Origin of the sequence: Bifidobacterium sp. WCA-178-WT-4B (assembly GCF_009696495.1) — a bacterium.
Taxonomy (GTDB): domain Bacteria; phylum Actinomycetota; class Actinomycetes; order Actinomycetales; family Bifidobacteriaceae; genus Bifidobacterium; species Bifidobacterium infantis.
The window spans coordinates 34,908-56,177 of record NZ_VULV01000016.1; the positions used below are offsets into that span (position 1 = coordinate 34,908).

Genomic DNA, 21,270 nt, shown 5'->3' on the forward strand with positions numbered 1-21,270 from the left:
ATGGTTCGAGTCCCTCATTGCCCACTTTCATTTTTCATCACTTCATGCAATCCCCTCATTCCATGGATATGGGCTGTGACGATATTCCCTGACAGTCTTCGGCAAAGGTTCTGAAATCTCAGTGAGATGCGTGCAGAAGGAAACCGGCAGTACTGCTACAGAATCGTGAATTTCGGTCTTCTTGGTCAGATGCGTCTCAATAGTCACGTAAAGTTGTGGCAGAGTGTTTATATCCAGCAGGAGGTCGAATAGCCGATGGCGCAGGAACTTCGTGAAGGGGACGGCAAGTCGGGCATCGCACGTGCGGGCAAGCGCAAGTGGGGGTATGACCCCGCTCAGGTGGACGCTTTCCTGGAGCGCGCCCATGCTTTGTATGACAGCGAGGGCATGAATCTCACCCAGCATGACATTCAGAACGTGTCCTTTGATCTGCGCAAGAACGGCTATGTGATCGCACAGGTTGACGCCGCGCTTGGACGTCTGGAACGTGCCGTGGTCGATAAGCAGACCACATGGGAGATAGCACAGCATGGGCGTGTGACGTGGAAGGCGAAGACCGAGAAGCTGTATCACGAAGTCCAGAACCACGCGGAGCGTAACGAGCGCGAACGTTTCAAGTCCGGAGCGCCCAAGCAGCCTTCGTATGATAAGAAGCAGGTGGATCGTCTGGTCGACCAGATTGTGGACAAGGCGGCGGCCGCATTGGGCGTTGACGGCGTGACCGAAGACGATGTACGGTCTTTGGCCGATCTCAATGCGGATACGGTCAACAATGTGATCTTCACCCAGCGCAAGGGCAAGAGAGGCTATGACGAGCGACAGGTCGATTACTTCCTGAATGCCTGCGTGCAGTTGCTGAGTCGCTTGGAATCCTATGCCCGTGTGGCCGATTTCGTGTCCGGCGAGCCCGCGGCTCCTGCCCAGACCGCCACGAACGTGACCGTTCAAGCGAACGGCGTCTCGCCATTGTTCGCTTCCGGAACGCAGCGCCCGGCAACTGACGAACGTTCTGCGCCGTCTGCCGTTGCTCATGACGAATCATTCGATGCCCTGCATCAGGCCGAGCAGAGCTTGTTCACTGCTCCGGCTCCGGTTGCTCCCGCAGCGCCGGCCGCGGCGGCACCGATCGCCTATGCGCCGGCTCCTGCATCGTTCGATGCTTCCACAAGCACCAATAGCACCAATGCGGAACAGCCGGTTTCCTTTGCTCCCGCAGCATACCCGGTGCATACGTCCAACGAGTCTGCGGCGAAGCCCGTCTCCGAGACGCCTTCCGTGGCTCCTACCGCAGCTGTTGCGGCTGAGCCTCCCGTCAGTGCCCCGTCCGCGCCGGTTTCCGGTGCGACCGCTGGCAGCGCCCCCTCGTTTGCTCCGGCACAGTCGTCACACGAATCCGCAGCTCCGTCATCGACCCCGTCGGTGTTCGCGGAACAGCCCGTGGATATGGTGCAGAACGATTCCTCTCTGGCCGCTCTCGCCCACATGGCTGCGGTTTCTCAGGAACTTCCGGCGGTGGATGTACCGTCCTTCGCTCCCAAGATGCCCAGCCTTGATACACCGAATGCGCTGAAATTGAATGAGGTACCGGGTTCGGTTTCATCCCCGGCACCTTCCGCCCCGGCAGCGCAGCCTGTGAATAGCACTGCTGACGAGGCTGCGTCCGCTGCCATGCCGGTCTCCTTTGCTCCCACCAGCAAGCCGGATCGTAACACGAACTCCATTCCGGTTCGCGTATCCGATAGTCAGCCTGCAGACAGCACGACCTCCCGTCCGGCTGCGGAATCATCTGAATACGTTGCCGACTCCCACGACACGGAAGCAGCTCAGCCGTCACAGGATAAGCACGATTCCAACGATTCGTTCCCGCTGCTGTTCCCGCTTGTCGGTAACTTCGATTCGGATATCCCCGACCTGTCGTTCCCCACACTGAACAATGACGATACGAAGAAGGAACAGTGAGCATAGCCTCCAACTCCACCGTCATCATTCTCGGATCCACCGGATCCATCGGCACCCAAGGACTTGACGTCATCGCGCGCCACCCTGAACGATTTACCGTCACCGGTCTGGTGGCGGGCGGAGCACATATCGAGCTGCTGGCGCAACAGGCCGCACAGTTCCATGTGTCCGAAGTCGCGGTGTTTGATGAGACCAAGATTCCAGCACTGCAAGCAGCTCTCGCACAGGCCGGCGCACAAGGTGTCCGCGTGACCGGCGGTCCGGATTCGGTCATCGCCATGGCCGGATCCGGTGCGAATGTCGTATTGAACGGCATCACCGGCTCCATCGGCCTCGAACCGTCGATCGCGGCGCTCAAGGCCGGTTCCCAGCTGGCATTGGCCAACAAGGAGTCCGTAGTCGCGGGCGGTCATCTGCTGTTCAGCGCCCAAGTACGCGAGAACCAGATTAACCCGGTCGATTCCGAACATTCCGCCATCTGGCAATCCCTGCGCTCCGGAACCCACGCCGAAGTCGCCAAGCTTGTGGTCACCGCCTCCGGCGGACCGTTCCGCGGCTGGAAACGTGCCGACATGGAGAACATCACTCCCGAGCAGGCGCTGCATCATCCGACGTGGAACATGGGGCCGGTTGTCACCATCAACTCCTCCACACTGATGAACAAGGGGCTCGAAGTCATCGAGGCGTCCCGCTTGTTCAACGTGCCGCCTGAACGCATCGACGTGACCGTGCACCCGCAGTCCATCGTCCATTCCATGGTCGAATTTGTGGACGGCGCCACGATTTGCCAGGCTTCGCCGCCGGACATGCGTCTGCCCATCGCGCTGGGCCTGTCCGCGCCGGACCGCATGACCAATGTGGCCGCCGCATGCGACTGGACGAAAGCCGCAACTTGGACCTTTGAACCGTTGGACGATGAGGCGTTCCCCGCCGTGCAACTGGCCCGCCACTGCCTGGCCGCCTCCGAGAAGCATACGGCGGTGCTGAATGCGGCCAATGAACAGGCCGTGCATGCCTTCCTCGAGCATCGTCTGCCATACCTCGGCATCGTGGACACGGTCAAAGCCGTGCTGGACCAGATGGACGCCGAGCTTCGTGGTAACCCGCTGTTCACGGACGTGGAGGAAATGAACCAACTTGAGCTTGAAGCCCGCCGACGCGCCGACGACCTGATAAACAAGCAATGATGAATACCTTGAATACGGAAAATCCCATCGAAAAGCCGTTCCGCAAAACCGGTGATCCGGTCGACCTGACCAGCGAATCGCCCTTGCACCCGCGCCGCAAGTCCCGCCGCATCATGGTGGGTCCGGTGCCGGTGGGCGGGGGAGCGCCCATCTCCGTGCAGTCGATGACCAACACGCTCACGGCCAACGTACCTGCCACGTTGCAGCAGATCGCCGAACTGACCGCCGCCGGCTGCGACATCGTGCGCGTGGCCGTGCCGAGTCAGGACGATGCCGACGCGCTGCCGGAAATCTGCCGCAAATCGCCGATTCCGGTCATCGCCGATATCCACTTCCAGTCCAAATACGTGTTCCAGGCCATCGACGCCGGCTGCGCGGCCGTGCGCGTGAACCCCGGCAACATCCGTAAGTTCGACGAAGTCGGCCCGGACATCTGCAAGGCCGCCACCGACGCGGGCATCTCGCTGCGTATCGGCGTGAACGCCGGCTCGCTGGACAAGGACCTGTACGCCAAATACGGTGGCCCGACTCCGGAAGCGCTGGTGGCCTCCGCCTTGAAGGAAGCGCACATGTTCGAGGACGTCGGCTTCCACGATTTCAAGATCTCCGTCAAACACCATGACGTCATCACCATGGTCGAAACGTACCGATTGCTCGCATCCAAGGGCGACTGGCCGCTGCACCTCGGCGTCACCGAAGCCGGCCCCGCCTGGCAAGGCACCATCAAATCCTGCCTGGCGTTCGGCGCGCTCTTGGCCGAGGGCATCGGCGACACGATTCGCGTGTCCCTCTCCGCGCCGCCGGTCGAAGAGGTCAAGGTGGGTTGCAAACTCTTGGAATACATGGGATTGCGCCCCCGCAAGTTCGACATCATCTCCTGCCCGAGCTGCGGCCGCGCCCAAGTGGACGTGATCCAGCTCGCCTCCGCCGTCACCGAAGGCCTGAAGGACGTGACCGCGCCGATCCGAGTGGCTGTTATGGGCTGCATCGTCAACGGTCCGGGCGAGGCACGCGAAGCCGACCTTGGCGTGGCCTCCGGCAACGGCAAAGGGCAGATCTTCATCAAAGGCAAGGTCATCAAGACCGTGCCCGAAGACCAGATCGTCGACACGCTGCTCACCATAGCGAACGATATCGCCGCCCAGATGGAGGCCGACGGCCAAGTGCCAGTCAATTCCACCGGCCCGGTAGTGGTTCCAATCCAGCATCCCGGTCACTGATTCGGCCGAATAGGCCCTCGGCATAAATATCGCGGTCAGATTACAATAGCGCACGTGTCGCAAGAAGAAGAGCATCGCCTTACTGTTCGATCCAAGCCGTGGACCAGCGTCCATCGGCTGATGGTCAGTCTGCCCATCTTCATCATCCTGCTCGGCGTGATGGTCTGCATCTCCAATCTGACCACGGTCCCTTGGAACATCGAGCCCACCGGTCAGTCGATGGCCACGCTCACCGACGACACCAAGGTCACCTTCGACAACCCATCCGGACGGACGCTGCCGGTGCGGGGCGCATATGAGGTCGATGAGCGGTACGTCACGCTGAACATGACCGACGATGGCGAGCTGACCGATGAGCCGGGCGCGCAAGGCAAAGCCAACAAGGATGGCATCCAGGCCATCAGGGTGCTGATTCGGGCGCCGAGGAACGCGCCGGGCGCGCGACCGGGCGTGGTGTTCATGCACGGCGCCGGCTTCGGCACCTGCGACAACTCCTTCGGCGACGTGGCCTCCGACATGGCCTCGGCCGGATTCGTGACCGCCGTGATTGACAAGCCCGTGTGGAACACCACCGACGTCACGCGCGACTACCCGGCATCCGCCAAAGCCTACGATCAGGTCATCGACTATCTGCGGGCCCAGAACGACGTCGACGCCGCCAAGGTGGGCATCTACGCCACCTCCGAATCGACGTGGATTTCCTCGTATCTCCTGCAGGACGACCCGAATATCGCCTTCCAGATCCTCCTGAGCCCGATGGTGTTCAGTCCACGTCAATCGCTGGGATTCTTCATCACGCAGGATTTCACCCTCGTCGGCGCGAACAAAGGCTACCAGTCCATCGTCCAGCGCGTGTTCAGCGCGGACACCGCCCTGTTTGGACTGACCAATCTCGATCTCGACACGCTCAGGCCGGCCGCCTACGCCGTGCCCACCTACGTGGCGTACGGTTCGAAGGACGTGATGACCGCACAGGTCGACGGTGTGCGGGCGATTCTCGACAACGCCCACAAGGCCGGCAATTGGAACGTCACCATACGCAGCTATCCGGTCGCCAACCATGTGCTGCGCCTGGGAGACGAATCCCAGGCCGGCACCCCGTTCGCCGACGCCTATGTCGACGATCTGATCGACTGGGCCGTCGGCACTTCGGCCGGACTCACGCAGACCAGCGAGAAGGCGGGCGGCACCGACCTGTATCAATCGGTCGGCCTGCCGGGCGCCCTGAAACCCCGCCGCGCCGGCACCATCTACGGGGTGATCCTGCATGCCGCAGTGATGCTGCTGCTGTTGGCGTCCATCATACTGTCGCTGGTGGCGTTGGGCCGCAAGGCCTCGGCGGACATCCGGTGGCGGCGGGACAGGCGTGAGGCCAAGCGTGCGGGCATGCCGGTGCCGAGACGTCCCGAGGTGCTGGGCTTCGTCCACGGTTTCGGCAATGCGCTGCTGACGTTGACCCTCACCACGCTCGCCACGCTGCTCATCTTCGGTGCGGGCCTCGGCCAGGTGATCATGGGCGTGGTCAGACTCGCGTGGGGCGGCGCACCCACGGAGACGCCGGGCGTCATGTACTGGAGCTGGCCGGTCATCCAAGTGGTGTCGGTGCTGGTGTTGTGGGCGTGGTCCCGTGTGTTCATGCACCTGATCGAAGTCGCCTCCATCCGCGGCTTGATTCAGCTGCCTCCTCGGCGTGAATCCGTGCGGGACATCGTCACCGGTACCGATCCGGTGCTTGCCTCCACCCGCCTGGGCCGGATCCTGTTCTGGCTGGTGGCGTTCACCATGCTGTGCATACTCCTGGTGTTCGCCTTCTGGGGACTGTTCGTCTACTGATCGACGACGCCGGGTGCCCGCCGTTCACCGGGCCCCGCCGCAAGGGGAACGAAATGTCACTGTATCGAGATGAAGGCGTGGTGTTACGCACGTCCAAGCTGGCGGAGGCCGATCGCATCATCACCGTCCTGACGCGCGACCATGGCAAGATCCGGGCGGTAGCCAAGGGCGTGCGCCGCACCAAATCGCGCTTCGGCGCCCGACTTGAGCCGTTCATGCGCGTCGATCTGCTGATCGCCGAAGGCCGATCGTTGGATACGGTTTCCCAGGCCGAGTCGATCGCCGCGTACGGTGCCGCGATCGTCGGGGACTATGCGGCGTATGAGGCCGCGAACGTCATCGTCGAAACCATCGACAAGCTCGTCGGCACGGAACATGAGCGCATGACGGACCAGTATCGGCTCCTGATCGGCGCGTTGAACGCGCTCGCCAAACGCGCCCACGCCCCGCAGGCCATAGGCTGCTCCTATGTGATGCGCGCCCTGGCGCTGGCCGGTTGGACGCCGCGTCTGGGCACGTGCGTGGTGTGCGGTGCGGCGGCGCCGGCGTATCTGTCGATCGCATCCGGCGGCGTGATGTGCGAGGCCGACCACACCACGGACGCGCGTCGCATCGCGCCGTCCGCATTGGGTCAGTTCGATGCGCTGGTCCATGGTGATTGGACGGTGCTTGACGCCGCACCGGTGGAGCGGGTCGTACGGGAGTTGGTTGAAGATTGGGGGGAGTATTACCTTGAACGGCCGATTCGTTCGCTGCGCTTGATAGATTCGTAGGTATGGCTTTTGAGAACGTTGATTACACCTCGCTGAACATCCCCGCGGCCCCATTCAGCGACCCCGCCCGTATTCCCGACTTCCCCAAGAACAAAGTGCCTCGCCATATCGGCGTGATCATGGACGGCAACGGCCGTTGGGCCAAGCAGCGTGGCATGATCCGCACCAATGGGCATCAGGCCGCCGAACCGGTGGTGTTCGACACGATCGCCGGCGCCATCGAGGCCGGGGTGCGCTATTTGAGCCTGTACACGTTCTCCACCGAGAACTGGAAGCGTTCGCCCCAGGAAGTGCGCTTCCTCATGGGCTTCTCGCGTGAGATCATCCACCGCCGCGTGGAACAGATGGACGAGTGGGGCGTGCGCGTGCGCTGGTCCGGCCGTCGCCCCAAGCTGTGGAAGTCGGTGATCGACGAGCTTGAGGCCGCCGAGGAGCGTACCAAGAACAACAAGGTCATCGATGTGGTGTTCTGCATCAACTATGGTGGCCGTGCTGAAATCGCCGACGCCTGCGCCGCCATCGCTCGCGAAGTGCGCGATGGCAAGATTTCCGGCGACCGTGTGACTGAAAAGATGATTGCCGACCATCTGTACAATCCGGACATTCCCGATTGCGACTTGGTGATTCGTACTTCCGGCGAACAGCGCACCTCCAACTTCCTGCCGTGGGAGGCCGCCTACGCCGAGCTCGACTTCGTGCCCGAACTCTTCCCGGACTGCGGCCGTGACGTGCTATGGCGCTCCATCGACCATTACATCCACCGCGATCGCCGATTTGGCGGCGTGAAATAAAGAACAGTCCGGTGGACTGTTCGTTCACGCCGCCTGGCCGAGGCCGATAGGACATGACCAGGTAATGATGAGTCCGGCGAAGCCGGTCCTTGATTGCTGGGGGTGTGAAATAGTCCTTGTTAGGCCCCCTCTGATGGGCTGAGCCGTAAAGCAAACAGCCTGGTCTGTTTGTAGGCGAAGGCGAGACGAGAGTCGAGCCAGAAGAATGCGAGCGGCAGCTTGTCCGTAATTGCGGTCGAGCTGTCCGTGTAGCGGACTGAGGGGAGTTACCGGCACACCTCAGCCATCCTCTCTGCAAACTCATCCAAAAAACGTCCCGAATCCACACCAAGTGCCACATGCACATGCGGCATGGAATGATTCACCAGCCCAACCGGGTCTCCGGTGGTCCGGCCTCGTACTCCATTGAAATCACCGGTATTGGTCTCCGCGCGCAACGCAAGATCAAAACAATCGACCAGTGAAGAATCAAGTGCAACCGCCGCCGCCAACGGATCATGCAACGGCATGCCGCCAGAGAACAGTGCGGGGTCGGCTTCCAAATTTGCCTTGATGGAAAAGTCCGCGAGATCAGCCAAGAACCGCCCGCGCTTGGTCCCCGTCGCACGCCACTGGTCGGCCGCCGATCGCGGTAGCAAACACTGGTGAGTCACATCAAGTCCCACCATTGTGATGTCTGCGCCGGAATGAAATACACGATTCGCGGCCTCAGGGTCTTGGATGATATTCGTCTCGGCCACCGCATCCCAACAATTGCCGGGTTGGGTAAGCGTACCGCCCATCATCACCAGCCTGAGTTTCGGTGCAATATCCGGTGCCCGAGTAATAGCCGCATCCACATCCGTCAACGGCCCGGTAGCCAGCACGGTAACGTCTCGGCCAAACTCACGAACCTGCTCAATCAGATACTCAATCCCATCCGCAGCATCAACGGAGCGCCTCCTTTTGCCCCAGCTGGCGAGAGCTGTCGATGTAGCCGACTGGGGACGGTCCACAGGCCGAGAGCGACCCACACGAGAACAAGACCCCGACGCCGGATGAGCATGAGCGTCCCCTACCAAATACCCGCCAACAGAAACAACCCCATCGGGCACATCCTCAGACATGTCATCCCCAGACATATCATCACCAGGCACACCAGCTCCATCAGCCAGAGCCCCGGCCCCTGCCAGCCAAGTATTCCCCAGTCCATCCTTCCCATGAAACTGGGCACACCCTGCATCGGGAATAAACGCATCAGCCCAAGAAGGATGCTCGGAGCCCAAAAACACCGGAATATCCACCCGGCCAAACAAATCAAGCACCGCGCAAGTATTGGCATAAGCCGTGTTCGCATCCACATTGCCATAACTGGCGATCACACCGCTCAGCTCGCACTCATCCGCCGACCCCAACAAATACGCCAACGCCAACGCATCATCAACACCGGTATCCATGCTGGCAATAATGCGGTCAGGACGTTGGGCCATGGAATCGCCTCCTTGTTAGCATGATTCGCTATGAATAACCTTATCGGCCGATACGCAAAAATGCGTCCTTTCCTCATGGAAAGGACGCATTTTTGCGTAGATTCAAACTCGGAATATCGGAAATTACTTGCCGAGGAATTCGTCGGTGCCAAGGTCCTTGGCCTGCGGGGCCTCATGAATCACCTTGTCATGACTGTCAGTGTAGGCGTCTTCTTCAGCCAGGAAGTCGAAGTATTCCTGAGTGCCCTTGAAGTCGTTGGTGCCGAGCACGAAAGAGCCGTCCTTGATCTTGGCCGGATCGCCCCAGTACTGGCCGTCGACGATAACCTGCATGCTCTTCTTGACGAATTCGGGCTTGAGGTTGGCGTCAGGGGCTTCGTCCACGAGAATCTGCGCGGCGTCATCCGGGTTGGCGTACGCGTACTCGTAACCCTTCTGAGTGGCCTGAGTGAACTTCTTGACCAGGTCGGGATTGTTCTTGATGGTCTTGTCATTGGTGATGATGCCGATGGCGTCGGCGTTGCCGGGCACGCCGTAGTCAGGCTCGGTGAAGCAGTTGAGCTTCGGGCCGTACATGTCGGCCTGCACGCCTTCCCACGTGGCGTAGAAGCCGCCGAAATCGGCCTTGCCGGATTCCATGGTCTGGAAGGTGGAGGTGCCGACGGTCACCTTGTCGAACTCGCCCTTGCCGCCGTCGGTCTGGATCATGCGGCGCACCACGGCGTCGGACTCGTTGGAGCCGAAGGTGGCGAAGGTCTTGCCATCCAAATCCTTAGGGGACTTGATGGCGGTGTTGGACGCCAGTGCGCACCAAATGGCGCTCGGCTTCTGCTGCACCTGCAGCACCTGCTTGATGTGAGCGCCCTTCAGCGTGTAGATGCCCACATTGGTCAAGTTGGACAGGGCGAAGTCGGCCACACCGTTGTTCACGGCCTGTTCGGCACCGGCCTGGGCCACGGCCACGATATCCACGTCAAGGCCGGCGTCCTTGAAGTAGCCCTTGTTCTTGGCCACGTACACGCCGATGTGGTTGGTATCGGGTGCCCAGGAGAGCATGAAAGTGACCTTCTTGAGGTCGGAGGTGTTGGAATTGGAGGAGTCGGCGGTGTTGGTCTGGCCACATGCGGCGAAACCGAAAGTCATAGCAAGGGCGCCCACGAGGGCAGCGGCCTTGGATACAAGGCTTTTCTTCATAATGATGGTTCCCTAATTCGTTGTCTCTCTATCGTTCTCTGGGATTGCTTCGAACGGAAGTCGGCAGAAAACGATATGGAGGGCCTTGATTTCCGTTCGACCAGCGCCCCCGACATTCCCTATGAAAGCTCGGGAAAGCCGGTTTGCCACACGCTGGTAAAGCTGTTCCATTATAGAGACAGGGCTGGAGACCTCATGAGAAGCCGCCCCGTTCAGTCGGTTCTGGCCGCCGGCTTGTGTCTTTGACGGTAAAAAGAACTACTGGTCCGCGTCGGGGTCTTCGTCATCGCCGGCCGGGCCGAGCAGGATGCGCTCGCTGGCGTTCACCGCCAGCATCAGTACGCATGTCATCAGGATAATGACGATGGTGGCGGAGAAGATCAGCGGCGTGCGGAATGAATTGTAGGCAGCCTGCAGCCAGATGCCGAGGCCCTTGCGTGCGCCAAGGTATTCAGCGGTGGATGCCGTGGCGAAGATGTATGCGGCAGATACTCGGATACCGCCATAGATCTGACGTGCGGCAACGCGCAGCTTCACGTGCCAGAGCGTCCAGACCGGGGTCGCGCCGCAGGTCAATGCGACGTCGGAATAGAACTGGGGCACTGCTTCCAGTCCGCGCACTGTCTGCACGGCGATGGGGAAGAGGCCGAATACCGCCACGATTACGATTTTGCCGGAAATCTCAAAACCGAACCAAATCAGGAACAACGGGGCGATGGAAATCAGCGGCATGGTTTGTGCGGCGGCAAGCAGCGGATAGAACGCCGCGTTGAACGTGTGAGAGCAGTACAGTGCAATGCCGATCATAATGCCGAAGAACACGGCGAACAGGAAGCCGACCACGCCCTCATAGCCGGTGATTGCCGCGGTCGGGCCGAGCGTGTTCCATGTTTCGATGGTGGCGGCGAAAATCTCGCTTGGCGCGGAGATCATCGTGGGGGAGACATGCCCTAGATCCACCCACGTTTCCCAGACTGCCAGCAATATGATGACGGCGATGACGGTGGGCATGCGGCTCTTGAGGCGCTTGGCGATGGACATGGGATGTCACCTTGCTTTCCGCGCCAGTCCGGTTTGCTGGTGGCGCTTGCGGCCGGGGCGTGGAACAGTAAGGTGAGGAGCCTGCGCGCCTGCCGGCCATGTGATGGATTGTGTTATATGCCGTCCATCAGTATAGGCAAAGGCGAACGACAGGGGCGCACAAAAAACCTCCCTCGTCAGAGGGAGGTGAGAGAGCTACTCCAGTCCGATGGACTTCATGTGGTGGAGCTTCAGGGAATCCACCTTGAGGGAGCCGGACTCGGCGACGAGCTTGATGGCACGCGGTCCTTCGGAGGCGTAGGAGTAGGAGCTCAGCACTTGGTGGCCACCGTTGACGTAGACCTCCACGGAGCCGCGATCCACGAACACGCGCAGGTCCAGCTTGCCGGAGGCCAGTTCGGTGTCGGTCAGTGGGGCGGCGCGGTAGCCGCGATCGCCGTTGGCCATGGCCTGACGATCCACCACCACGCGGCCGATCTGGTCGTCATAAGCCACGTAGGTGTAGGCACCGTCTTCGGTGGCGTGACTCTTCAGGCCGGCACGATCGGCAGTGGAGGCAGCCAAGTCGATGGTCATTTCGATTTCCACGGCCTCGGCGTCATCGGCGATGACCTGCTCGCCATCCATATCGAGCGTGATCGAACCATGGTCGAGGGTATCCTCGCGCAGGCCTTCCATTTCGGCGACCGGCGCGGTGACCACGTCGCCGTCATCGTCAAGGGTGATCTCGCGCGGCAGGGTGAGCTGACCACACCAGCCGTCATCCTCCATGGGAATCGGCTGCACGAACGGGCTCATCCAGCCATAGACGATCTGACGGCCGTCCACGTTGAAGGACTGTGGGGCGTAGTAGTTGTGGCCGCAATCCCACAGGCGGAACTCGGTTTCCGGCTTGAATTCGCCGCCCGGCTCCCACGTGCCGATCATGTAGCCGGCGTTGTTGACGTTGCGGTTCATGAAGCCGCTGGGCTTGGACCCCATGGCGGAGAAGCCAATGACCCACTTCTCGTTGCCGTCCTTGTCTTTGATGGGGAAGAAGTCGGGGCATTCGAGCATGAACACATCCGGATCCGGGTGCTGGAAGAGCACGCGCTCGTATTCCCAGCGGACCATGTCCTTGGAGGAGAACAGCCACATCTGGCCGCGCTTGTCCGCAGAGGATACACCGAAGGTCATGTACCAGGTGTCGCCGGTCTTCCAGACTTTCGGGTCGCGGTAGTGATGGTAGACCTTGTCGGTCGGGCAGTCGATGATCATGCCGCGCTTGGTGGCGCTGGTCAGCTCGTCGTTGTCCGGCTCGGCGAGCATCTGCACTTGCCAGTCGCCGCCGGTGTTGTCGTGGCCGTTGGCCCAACGGTGGCCGGTGTAGTAGAACTTGAGCTTGCCATCGTCGCCGATTACTGCGGAACCGGAGAATACGCCGTCCTTCTCCTCTTCAAGGGTCGGGGCGAACATGATTGGCTCACGCTTCCAGTTGAGCATGTCGGTGGAGGAGACGTGTCCCCAGTGCATCGGACCCCACTGGGTGCCGTACGGGTGCAGCTGGTAGAACACGTGCCAGCGGCCCTTATAGAAGCACAGGCCGTTCGGATCGTTGATCCAACCGCCGTTGGATGCGATGTGGAACTTCGGGTACCAGCGGTTGTTGCGTTTGGCGGCCATGGCTGCAACGCCTGCTTCCGCCTGTGCCAGAGCTTCGCTGTGGTTCTTGATTTCGTGGAGGACGGGTGCATCCGGAGTGAAGCCAGTCATCGTTGAATAGCCTTTCTTCATGATTGTTGAATCTTGCGATTGTTGAATTGTTGCTTATTGAGTTTTTAGATAGAAGTTTTAAGAATGCTGCCCGAAACGGAAAAAGGGGAAACGCTTCGGGCAGCACGATTTAGTTGTGTTCTTGCCGATTTTGGCGGTTGCGCTCAGGCGTTTGCTTTAGCTGCGGCTTGGGCCTTGAGCTGCTTATCGGTGTAGAACGGATCACCGCCGACTTCCTGGTCGTCCTTCTTGATCACGAAGAAGCCGTAGATTAGGGCGGCCAGCACGATGCCGGAGATGGTGAAGAAGGTCGGACGGTCGCCCATGGCGTCATGCAGGGCGCCCATCGGGGTGGAGAAGATCACCTGGCCGATTTGGGAAGCGATCTGGAAGCCCACCATGTACAGGGTTGCCGACAGTTTGGTGTCGAAGTGCAGGGTGAAGTAGCGGAATGCCGGTAGGCAGAACAGCGGGACCTCGATGGAGTGGAACAGTTTGACGATGGAGACGCTGACCGGATCGTGGAACACGCCGCACAGGCCGATACGCAGGAACATCACGGTTGCGCCGAGCAGCAGGGAGTTACGAACGCCGATCTTCTTCATGATAATCGGAACGACGCCCATCATGGCGGACTCGAGGAACACCTGGAAGGAGTTCAGGGTGCCGTAGGTGGCGTTGCCGATTTCGGTGGTCGGGAAGAGGGAAGCGTAGTAGTTAGGGAACATCTGCTGGTCGAACACGGTGTAGAAGGTGTTGGTGAACAGCATGAAGACGATGAGCACCCACAGAGTCGGCATCTTCAGAACGGAGATCATCTCTTTGAAGGATGGGTTGGTTGGAGCCGCGTTCGGATCGGCTTCTTTCTTGAGCTCTTCCTTTTGCTTGGCCGGAACCCAGAAAGCGTAGACGCACAGCATGCCAAGGCCGCAGATGGAGCCGACCCAGAAGTTCAGCAGCGGGTTGATATTGAACAGGAAACCTGCGCACAGTGCCACGATGGCGTAGCCGAAGGAGCCCCAAGCGCGGGACTGGCCGTATTCGAAGCCGAACTTACGGGAGTAGCGTTCGGTGAGCGCTTCGAACAGGGAACAGCCGGCCATGAAGCCTGAGGAGAGCACGATGGAGCCGATGAGCACGCCGATGAAACGGGTGGTGCCGCCGGCAGTCAGCATCGGGGCATACACGAACTGTACGAACGGGCCGACGAGCGCTGCGATGGCGGAGACGAAGATCACGAGCTTGCGCTTGATGCCCAGCTGATCTTGGATGGCACCATAGGCGAACATGATGACCAGGGTTGCCAGGGAGTTAATGGAGTAGATCTGGCCCTGCTCTGCGGAGGTCATGCCCAGACCGTGGGTCGGGTCGGTGAGCCAGCGGGAGAAGAAGGACCACCAGATGCCCCAGGAGCAGAAGAACATGAAGATGCCGAAAGAGCTCTGCAGATAGGAAGGATTCTTCCATGCAGATTTGGTTGCACTTGCCATAATCGTCCTTTGATTACTACTTGGTTGGTTATTGGTTATGTGACGCTTCTGCTCGGGCGGCTGTGCCTTTGGAGAAGTTGTTGTGTAGTAATTACTATGCGACGTCAATCGATTTACGTCAATCGATTTACGTCATCGGCGTGTCGTACCCGTTCGACATGCAAAAAGGCCTCCGTGCTGGACGGAGGCCTTGAGAAATCGTGTGGGACTCGGCTACTTCACCGAGGCCTTTTCGATCAGCGTGCAGTGGATCTTCGCCGGAATCGGCGCGTCGATCGGCGGCAGGGGAGCGGTGGTCGCTGGCCGTGAGACGTCGTCCATCGAGCGTCCTTCGATGATCGACACCAGCTTGGCCACGGCCCAGTAGCCCATCTCGAAATGCGGCAGTTCCACAGTGGTGAGCATCGGTTCCAGCGTCTCGGCGAACACACGATGGTTGTCCACGCCGACCACGGAGATGTCCTTGCCGACCGTGAGTCCTCGGCGTGCGGCGCATTCGTACACATACCAGGCGCGGGCATCGTTGAAGCAGAAGAATCCGTCCGGATGCTCGGCGTCGAACAAATCGCTGACTGCGGTCAGTGCCGGCCCGTTGTTGAGCACATTGACGACCAGATGATCGTCATAGTCGAGGCCGGCATCCCTGAGCGCCGCCTGATAGCCTTCCAAACGACCGTCCTGCGCAATCATCGGCTCCGAGCAACCCACATAGGCGATACGTGCGCATCCGGCCTTAACCAATCTGGTGGTGGCGTCGTAGCCGATTCGGAACTCGTTCGGTTCGACGCTCGGGATTTTGCCAAGCGAGTCGGTGGTATCCACCAACACCAGTGGCGTCTTGGCTAGCGAAGAAGGCACATGGGTGATGCGGTTCGACATCTTGGCGTACAGGAAACCGTCGGTGCCGTATCGCTTGAGTGTGGCGATTTCCTCGCTCTCGCTGTTCTCACCGTCGGTGATCACGGTGATGAGCATATAGCCGAACTGGCTTGCGGCGGTCTGCGCGCCCAGAATCATACCGCCGGCGTACGGGGTGGTGGCCACCTCCTCGCTGATGAAACCGAGGATGTGCGTCTTGCCTGTACGCAGCGAACTGGCCAGCGGATTCGACCGGTAGCCGAGCTTGGTGGCGATGGCGCGCACATTGTCCGCAATTTCGGACTTTACGCGCCCCTCGTCGCGTCCGTTGAGCACCAGCGACACCGTAGAGACGGAAACCCCCGCCTTGTTCGCGATTTCCTTCATCGTAGCCATGCGTCAAACGATACACCCTAATTGACGGACTGTTGGGAAAGCATCAGTTTTCTCCACCGACTCCGCCGAGGTTGCGCACCGCACCGATGAATAATGGTATGCCGTCCGGGGTGACGTACGAATACAGGAATGGGCGATCCACCGTGAATTCGACGTTGTCCACCGGCGCGCTGATGGCCTCCACGCCGAGTTTGACAAAGCCCGCGGCCTTGGCCCCGGCTTCGTCCACCGCGATGCGCGTGCCCTGCAGAATCGAGCCGATATACAGGTTCTCGCCGTGCGAACCGGCGTCGACCATCTTGGTGAAGTCGGCGTCGCCTGCACTGAACGCATCGGTCACCCCCAGTTTTTCGAATGCCTTGATGGTGGCTTCCGAGTCGAACATGCTGTCGATGGTGAATCGCGGTAGCGTGACGTTCACCGTGGCCGAGTTGACGGAGACGCCCCATCCGGGCATACTGTCCGCGGCGCAACCCATTGCGCCCTCGCCAAGGGATGCCGACGAACACGTGCCGAACGCCCATCCGAGTTTCTGAGCATCGCCGGCCAACTCGTCAAAATGCCCTTCGGCCGGCAGCACGATGGCCAGATTGCCGCCGTTGTCGAACGGAATCTCCACCCGCTGCCAAGTGTTGTACTCATCATGTCCGTAAGCCATTTGGCTGAAGGCCCGGTGCATCATCGGCACCTGAGCATCTCCGGCTTCGCCGTGGAAGGTGCCGTCGCCGGTGGACTGCTCTTCGAACGGATCCTTCCAGCGGCCATCCGCATAGACGGTGTTGATGATGGACAGGACTTCACGGTCACGCAGCGTGATCTTCGGCTTGAGCGAACCATTCGTATGTTTGGCAATCCAATCGGACATCTTGGCGGCGGCCTGATCGTCGAACGGTAGCGTGGTGACTTCGGCCTCGAACATTTTCTTGACGGTGGATTGGTAATCGCTGGCAAGGGAGTAGTCGTTATCGATCCACAGCGAGTTCGCGGCGCTCATCTCGGATTTCGCCCCCGAATATTGCCCGTTGATCGAACTCAGCAGCGATTGGTAGTCGCTGTCGGCCAGCGAACCGGAGCCCAGCAGCTCATTCAGTTGCGAGCGGGTCGTGCCATTGGCGCCCTGCGCGGCGATGGCCAACGCCATCCACATCGAAGCAGGGGAGTAGTTCACATTGCCGGTGTCTCGGTCGCCGGTTTCCATCGCCAGGAATTCCGGTGCGGTGCGGTAGGCGAAGGCTGCGGTGCTGTCGACTACCGGCTGTGTGGCAGGCGTGGCCTTCGGCTTGAACATATTGCGAACCAGTGCGCTGCCATCGCCGGCCGTCCACCATACGCCGCCGGCGATGGCAAGGACAAGCACTACCGTCACGATGGCGGCGATACAAGCGTTACGACGTTTGCGTTGTTTGCGCAACCGGTACTGTTCCATCAGTTTCTCGCTCATGGTCAGCCCCTTTGCTTGGATCGGCTCGTGCATCATTGCACGAAATCGCTATTTTCATTATATTGCTGCTTTCCCTTGAGCCCAGGAACGGTATGGGAACCCCGGCCGTAAGCGAAGATTGGTACAGCCGAATGCCAGCGGTCCGATGGTTGCGCTCGCCAATGGGAAGACAGACTGCCGGATCGTATCGAACCAAGTATCAGGTTAGTGATTCCCAACACCAATGGCCAGTGCAGCACCATACCGGGGAACCATACGAACAGGTTTTTGACAGCCCTGTCAAGGACCTCGTCGGGCATGAGATACATTGATGAGCTCCACTGCAGCAGCAACAACACCGCTATCAGTACAACCACGCCAATCCAATGCGCGCGGTTCCATGTGAACAGTCGGTACGTCCCGCGCTCGGCGGCGGACTGCCTTGCGGAGTTCATACTCGTTGCCATTGTGGGGTGGATGGCGTTTCGTCCGGTCACCGGATGCGTGGCGGCGGCTCTTCATTCAGTGGGTCTGGCAGCGCAGGGCAGTCGGGAAGCGACTTCACCGGAAGCGCCTATGAATCGAGCGGTTCTTCTGCCGAGCATCGCACTGGGCGAGTGATTCTTGGTGCGATTGCCTTCTATGGTGTGATGCCAGTGGCCGTGCTGTTTATTGGCTTCATGCTTGGTGGCATGGCGGCGCGATGGAATCACGAACGCAGCTTGGCTCGAGCGGAGTTGGCTCACCGCCGTCAGCAGGAACGCACAGCTCAGGACATTCACGATTACGTATCCAATGATTTGGCATACCTGATTTTGCGATTCGACAACAATATTGCCGATGGCAAGACCCCTTCTGAAGAAGAATTACGCGAACTGCGTAGCGTGGCTATGGGCGCATTAGATCGCACGCATCAGGTCATTGATGTTATTGAAGGCAGGGGAGAAGCGGCGCACAGTGCAGTGACTCCGCATGATTCGACCGTTGATGCCGCTTCTGGCATGGCAACTGCGCGAGCATTTATATGCCCCACTTACGCTCTTACCCTGTTGAAAGAAGGAAAAAGGCAGAACCGTGATTCCCATGGGGCGGTAAAACACTCATGGGGCGGTTAGCGGATTTTGCCTTTCCGCAGAATAGAGCCGTTTTCGCCTACCGCCCCATGAAGGTTTTACCGCCCCATGGGATATTTACCGCCCCATGGGTGAGCTACCGCCCCATGAAACGTGTAATAACAAAGCATGCCCTTGCTGGTGGAAGCAATGCTTTGCTACTTCGCCCGCTTGTCGGCGAGGATCTCGTCCACCAGCTTGGGCTTTTCGGTCAGCTGGCCGGTGAAACCGGGACGGATATCCATGTGCAGCACCAGAGAAGTGCGGTAGCCCTGCTCGGCGAGCTTCTTGGCGGCCTCACCGGCCACCTTGAGCACGTCGTCCAGATTGCCTTCCACGTTGGTGAACAGGGCGTTGGTTTCCTGCGGCAGGCCGGATTCGCGAATCACTTCGACGGCCTGAGCCACGTATGGCGAGACCTCGGAGCCCACGCCGTTGGCCGACACCTGGATGGCGGCCACGGTATTGAGGTACGGTTTGCCGGTTTCCGGGTCGATCGGCACTTCCTGAGTAACGGCATTACGGTCAAGAACCATGATTCTCCTTTTTCAGTAGTGTTAAGCTCCCCTGACAGGGGGAGCTTAACAACCACACTTATGTCAGCGATACTTCCAGAGATGATCCATCGGGCCGGAGCCGTGGCCAAGATTCAGCTGGGCCTTCAGCGCACCGGTCAGGTACTTCTTCGCATGCTTGATGGCCTTGGGCAACGTGTCGCCAAGCGCCAGATACGAGGCGATGGCGGAGCTCAGCGTGCATCCGGTGCCGTGCGTGTTCGGATTATTGATACGCGCGCCATCAAACCAGGTCACGGTTCCATCCGTCTCGGCAAGCACATCGTTGGCATCCTCGGTGCCATGACCACCCTTGACCAGCGCGGCACAGCCGTAACGTTCCACGATGCGGTGGGCGGCGGCCTCCATATCCTCCTGATCGCGAATCAGCGTATCGGTCAGCACTTCGGCCTCGGGAATATTCGGAGTCACGACCGTAGCCATCGGGAACAGCTCGCCGGTCAAGGCCGCAATGGCATCGTCACTGATGAGCTTGGCACCGGAAGTGGCCACCATAACCGGGTCGAGCACGATGTTCGTGGCGTGATGGAAGGTGAGTCGTTCAGCGATGACGTCGATGATGTCAGTGGCAGACACCATGCCGATTTTCACCGCGACCGGCGGAATATCCTCAAACACCATGTTGATCTGGTCGGCGAGAATGTCCGGTTTGGTATCCTGAATGGAACGCACGCCGGTGGTGTTCTGTGCGGTGAGCGCAGTGATGGCGCTCATGCCGAACACGCCGCAAGCCAGCATGGTCTTCAGATCGGCCTGCATGCCGGCACCGCCGGACGAGTCGGAGCCGGAGATCGCGAGAACAGCGGGCAGTGTAGATGTTGCAATTTGTGCCATAGTGTTCATTCTAAGTGGGGCCCATGATGTTTTTCGGAGTGGTTTTCCTTGATGTTTTGCCGCTCCTGTGGTGAGATGGGGAGGGTTTGCTGATTGCGATTGATTCATGAAATGTTCGGGAGGGGACATGGCTGATAACGATGTACTGCGCCGTGACGGCGTCTTGGTGCGCATCACCGGTTTTGACGATGAACGCACCGCATATTTTGGCGTAATGCCTAATGGGCACACCACACAGCTCACATTTCCGCGTCAGGAGGTGTTCGATGTGGGCGACGTGTTGCTCGTCGGCACGGATTTCTATCGTAAAGTGCCGCATGATGTGTGGCCGTTGAAGCCCCGTGTGGGCATCGTGCGCCGTGCGCTCAACGAAGGCGTGGTCCTGGAGACTTCCGATGGCCTCGAACTGCTTGAAGGTGATTACCCGACTTCAATCATGCCCGGCAACACCGTGCAGTTCACCGACCTGTTCGGCATCGAACGAGTGCTGTGGCCCACGGCCATCCGCCCAGGCGAATCCGATCACGATGACGACATCAAGCAGTACCGCATTACGCCGGGCAGCGATCCGTCGCTTACCTTCGATTCGTTCGGCGGTTATGATCAGGTGATCACGCGCGCCAAGGAGCTTATCGAAACGCAGCTGGGCAACAGTGCGCAGATGCGTGCGATCGGTGCCAAGCCCATCAAGGGCGTGATCTTCACCGGTGCTCCGGGCACCGGTAAAACACATCTGGCCCGCATCATCGCCAATGTGGCGGACGCGCAGTTCTATCTGGTGTCCGGCCCGACCATCGTGAGCAAGTATGTGGGCGATAGTGAGGAAACGCTGCGCATGATTTTCGCCGCCGCGCAGGCGGACAAGCGCGCCATCATCTTCTTTGATGAGATCGATTCGATTGCGTCCTCGCGCGAGAGCGATACCAATGGCGTCGGCAAGCGCTTGGTGGCACAGTTGCTGACGTTGATGGATGGTTTCGAGTCCAAGGGCAATGTTGTGGTGGTCGCTGCGACCAATCGTATTGAGGACGTGGATCCCGCTTTGTTGCGTCCGGGCCGTTTCGACTGGCAGATTCCTTTCCCGATGCCGTCCGAGCACGACCGTTTGGGCATTCTGCAGGTGCAGGCCCGTTCGTTGTCAATCGAGGGCGAACTGCCGTTGGTGGATATCGCGCAGCGAACCGAAGGCTGGAGCGGCGCCGAAGTGTGCGCCATCTGGACCGAGGCCGCTCTGGTGGCCGCCAAGGACCGACGCGGCGCGATCCGTGCTGCCGACCTCGTCACCGCCTTCGAGCGAGTCGAGCGTCGTCCCGAATTAAGACACCACCGGGCATAATAATTGGCTCCCCTCTCTGAGGGGAGCCAG

Annotated in this window: 17 protein-coding genes and 1 pseudogene; 8 read left to right on the forward strand and 10 right to left on the reverse strand. The window is 59.9% G+C overall.

Annotated elements, in window-relative coordinates; genetic code table 11:
• Positions 1–255 precede the first annotated feature (255 nt).
• From FYJ31_RS10790 to FYJ31_RS10815, 6 genes are all read left to right on the forward strand, one after another.
• Complete coding sequence (locus tag FYJ31_RS10790) at positions 256–1,959, forward strand: DivIVA domain-containing protein (protein ID WP_154536655.1); 1,704 nt, start codon at positions 256–258, stop codon at positions 1,957–1,959.
• Positions 1,956–3,146, forward strand: a complete 1,191-nt coding sequence (dxr, locus tag FYJ31_RS10795) for a 1-deoxy-D-xylulose-5-phosphate reductoisomerase (protein WP_250236183.1) — start codon at positions 1,956–1,958, stop codon at positions 3,144–3,146. The genes FYJ31_RS10790 and dxr overlap by 4 nt, the downstream gene beginning before the upstream one ends.
• A complete protein-coding gene (ispG, locus tag FYJ31_RS10800) occupies positions 3,143–4,366 on the forward strand; it encodes a flavodoxin-dependent (E)-4-hydroxy-3-methylbut-2-enyl-diphosphate synthase (RefSeq protein ID WP_195839497.1) in 1,224 nt (407 codons plus the stop codon). The genes dxr and ispG overlap by 4 nt, the downstream gene beginning before the upstream one ends.
• Before the next feature lie 120 nt (positions 4,367–4,486).
• Positions 4,487–6,199, forward strand: coding sequence for an alpha/beta hydrolase family protein (locus FYJ31_RS10805; RefSeq protein WP_154536656.1), 1,713 nt, complete (start codon positions 4,487–4,489; stop codon positions 6,197–6,199).
• 53 nt (positions 6,200–6,252) lie between these two features.
• Entirely contained in the window at positions 6,253–6,972 is a 720-nt protein-coding gene (recO, locus tag FYJ31_RS10810; protein WP_060620827.1) for a DNA repair protein RecO, read from the forward strand.
• Between the two features lie 2 nt (positions 6,973–6,974).
• Positions 6,975–7,763, forward strand: a complete 789-nt coding sequence (locus FYJ31_RS10815; RefSeq protein WP_012577167.1) for an isoprenyl transferase — start codon at positions 6,975–6,977, stop codon at positions 7,761–7,763.
• 266 nt (positions 7,764–8,029) lie between these two features.
• On the opposite strand, the gene FYJ31_RS10820 is transcribed toward FYJ31_RS10815, so the two are convergent.
• The 8 genes from FYJ31_RS10820 to FYJ31_RS10855 form a co-directional block, all read right to left on the reverse strand.
• A complete protein-coding gene (locus FYJ31_RS10820) occupies positions 8,030–9,232 on the reverse strand; it encodes a nucleoside hydrolase (protein ID WP_154536657.1) in 1,203 nt (400 codons plus the stop codon).
• Positions 9,233–9,355: 123 nt separating this feature from the next.
• Positions 9,356–10,426, reverse strand: a complete 1,071-nt coding sequence (locus FYJ31_RS10825) for an ABC transporter substrate-binding protein (protein ID WP_013141032.1) — start codon at positions 10,424–10,426, stop codon at positions 9,356–9,358.
• Positions 10,427–10,684: 258 nt separating this feature from the next.
• On the reverse strand, positions 10,685–11,467 hold the full coding sequence (locus FYJ31_RS10830) for an ABC transporter permease (protein WP_154536658.1): 783 nt from the start codon (positions 11,465–11,467) through the stop codon (positions 10,685–10,687).
• A gap of 195 nt (positions 11,468–11,662) precedes the next feature.
• Positions 11,663–13,219: a glycoside hydrolase family 32 protein gene (locus tag FYJ31_RS10835; RefSeq protein WP_154536659.1), complete on the reverse strand. Its 1,557-nt coding sequence runs from the start codon at positions 13,217–13,219 to the stop codon at positions 11,663–11,665.
• A gap of 164 nt (positions 13,220–13,383) precedes the next feature.
• A complete protein-coding gene (locus FYJ31_RS10840; RefSeq protein WP_012577172.1) occupies positions 13,384–14,709 on the reverse strand; it encodes an MFS transporter in 1,326 nt (441 codons plus the stop codon).
• A gap of 213 nt (positions 14,710–14,922) precedes the next feature.
• Positions 14,923–15,963, reverse strand: coding sequence for a LacI family DNA-binding transcriptional regulator (locus tag FYJ31_RS10845; protein WP_154536660.1), 1,041 nt, complete (start codon positions 15,961–15,963; stop codon positions 14,923–14,925).
• A 43-nt stretch (positions 15,964–16,006) separates the two neighbouring features.
• A complete protein-coding gene (gene serU, locus FYJ31_RS10850; RefSeq protein WP_195839498.1) occupies positions 16,007–17,440 on the reverse strand; it encodes a serpin-like protein SerU in 1,434 nt (477 codons plus the stop codon).
• On the reverse strand, positions 17,437–17,838 hold the full coding sequence (locus FYJ31_RS10855; RefSeq protein WP_229774079.1) for a hypothetical protein: 402 nt from the start codon (positions 17,836–17,838) through the stop codon (positions 17,437–17,439). Before FYJ31_RS10855 ends, serU begins: the two co-directional genes overlap by 4 nt.
• On the opposite strand from FYJ31_RS10855, the pseudogene FYJ31_RS13245 reads away from it, so the two are divergent.
• Positions 17,810–18,390, forward strand: a pseudogene (locus FYJ31_RS13245) (hypothetical protein); the annotation flags it as partial. The gene FYJ31_RS10855 and the pseudogene FYJ31_RS13245 sit on opposite strands and share 29 nt — an antisense overlap.
• A 263-nt stretch (positions 18,391–18,653) precedes the next feature.
• On the opposite strand, the gene FYJ31_RS10865 reads toward FYJ31_RS13245, so the two are convergent.
• Positions 18,654–19,031, reverse strand: a complete 378-nt coding sequence (locus FYJ31_RS10865) for a thiamine-binding protein (protein WP_012577177.1) — start codon at positions 19,029–19,031, stop codon at positions 18,654–18,656.
• A 63-nt stretch (positions 19,032–19,094) separates the two neighbouring features.
• Positions 19,095–19,904: a bifunctional hydroxymethylpyrimidine kinase/phosphomethylpyrimidine kinase gene (gene thiD / locus FYJ31_RS10870; RefSeq protein ID WP_174772626.1), complete on the reverse strand. Its 810-nt coding sequence runs from the start codon at positions 19,902–19,904 to the stop codon at positions 19,095–19,097.
• Positions 19,905–20,031: 127 nt separating this feature from the next.
• Here thiD and FYJ31_RS10875 point away from each other — a divergent pair, with 127 nt between their 5' ends.
• Positions 20,032–21,240: an ATP-binding protein gene (locus FYJ31_RS10875; RefSeq protein WP_154536664.1), complete on the forward strand. Its 1,209-nt coding sequence runs from the start codon at positions 20,032–20,034 to the stop codon at positions 21,238–21,240.
• Positions 21,241–21,270: the final 30 nt, after the last annotated feature.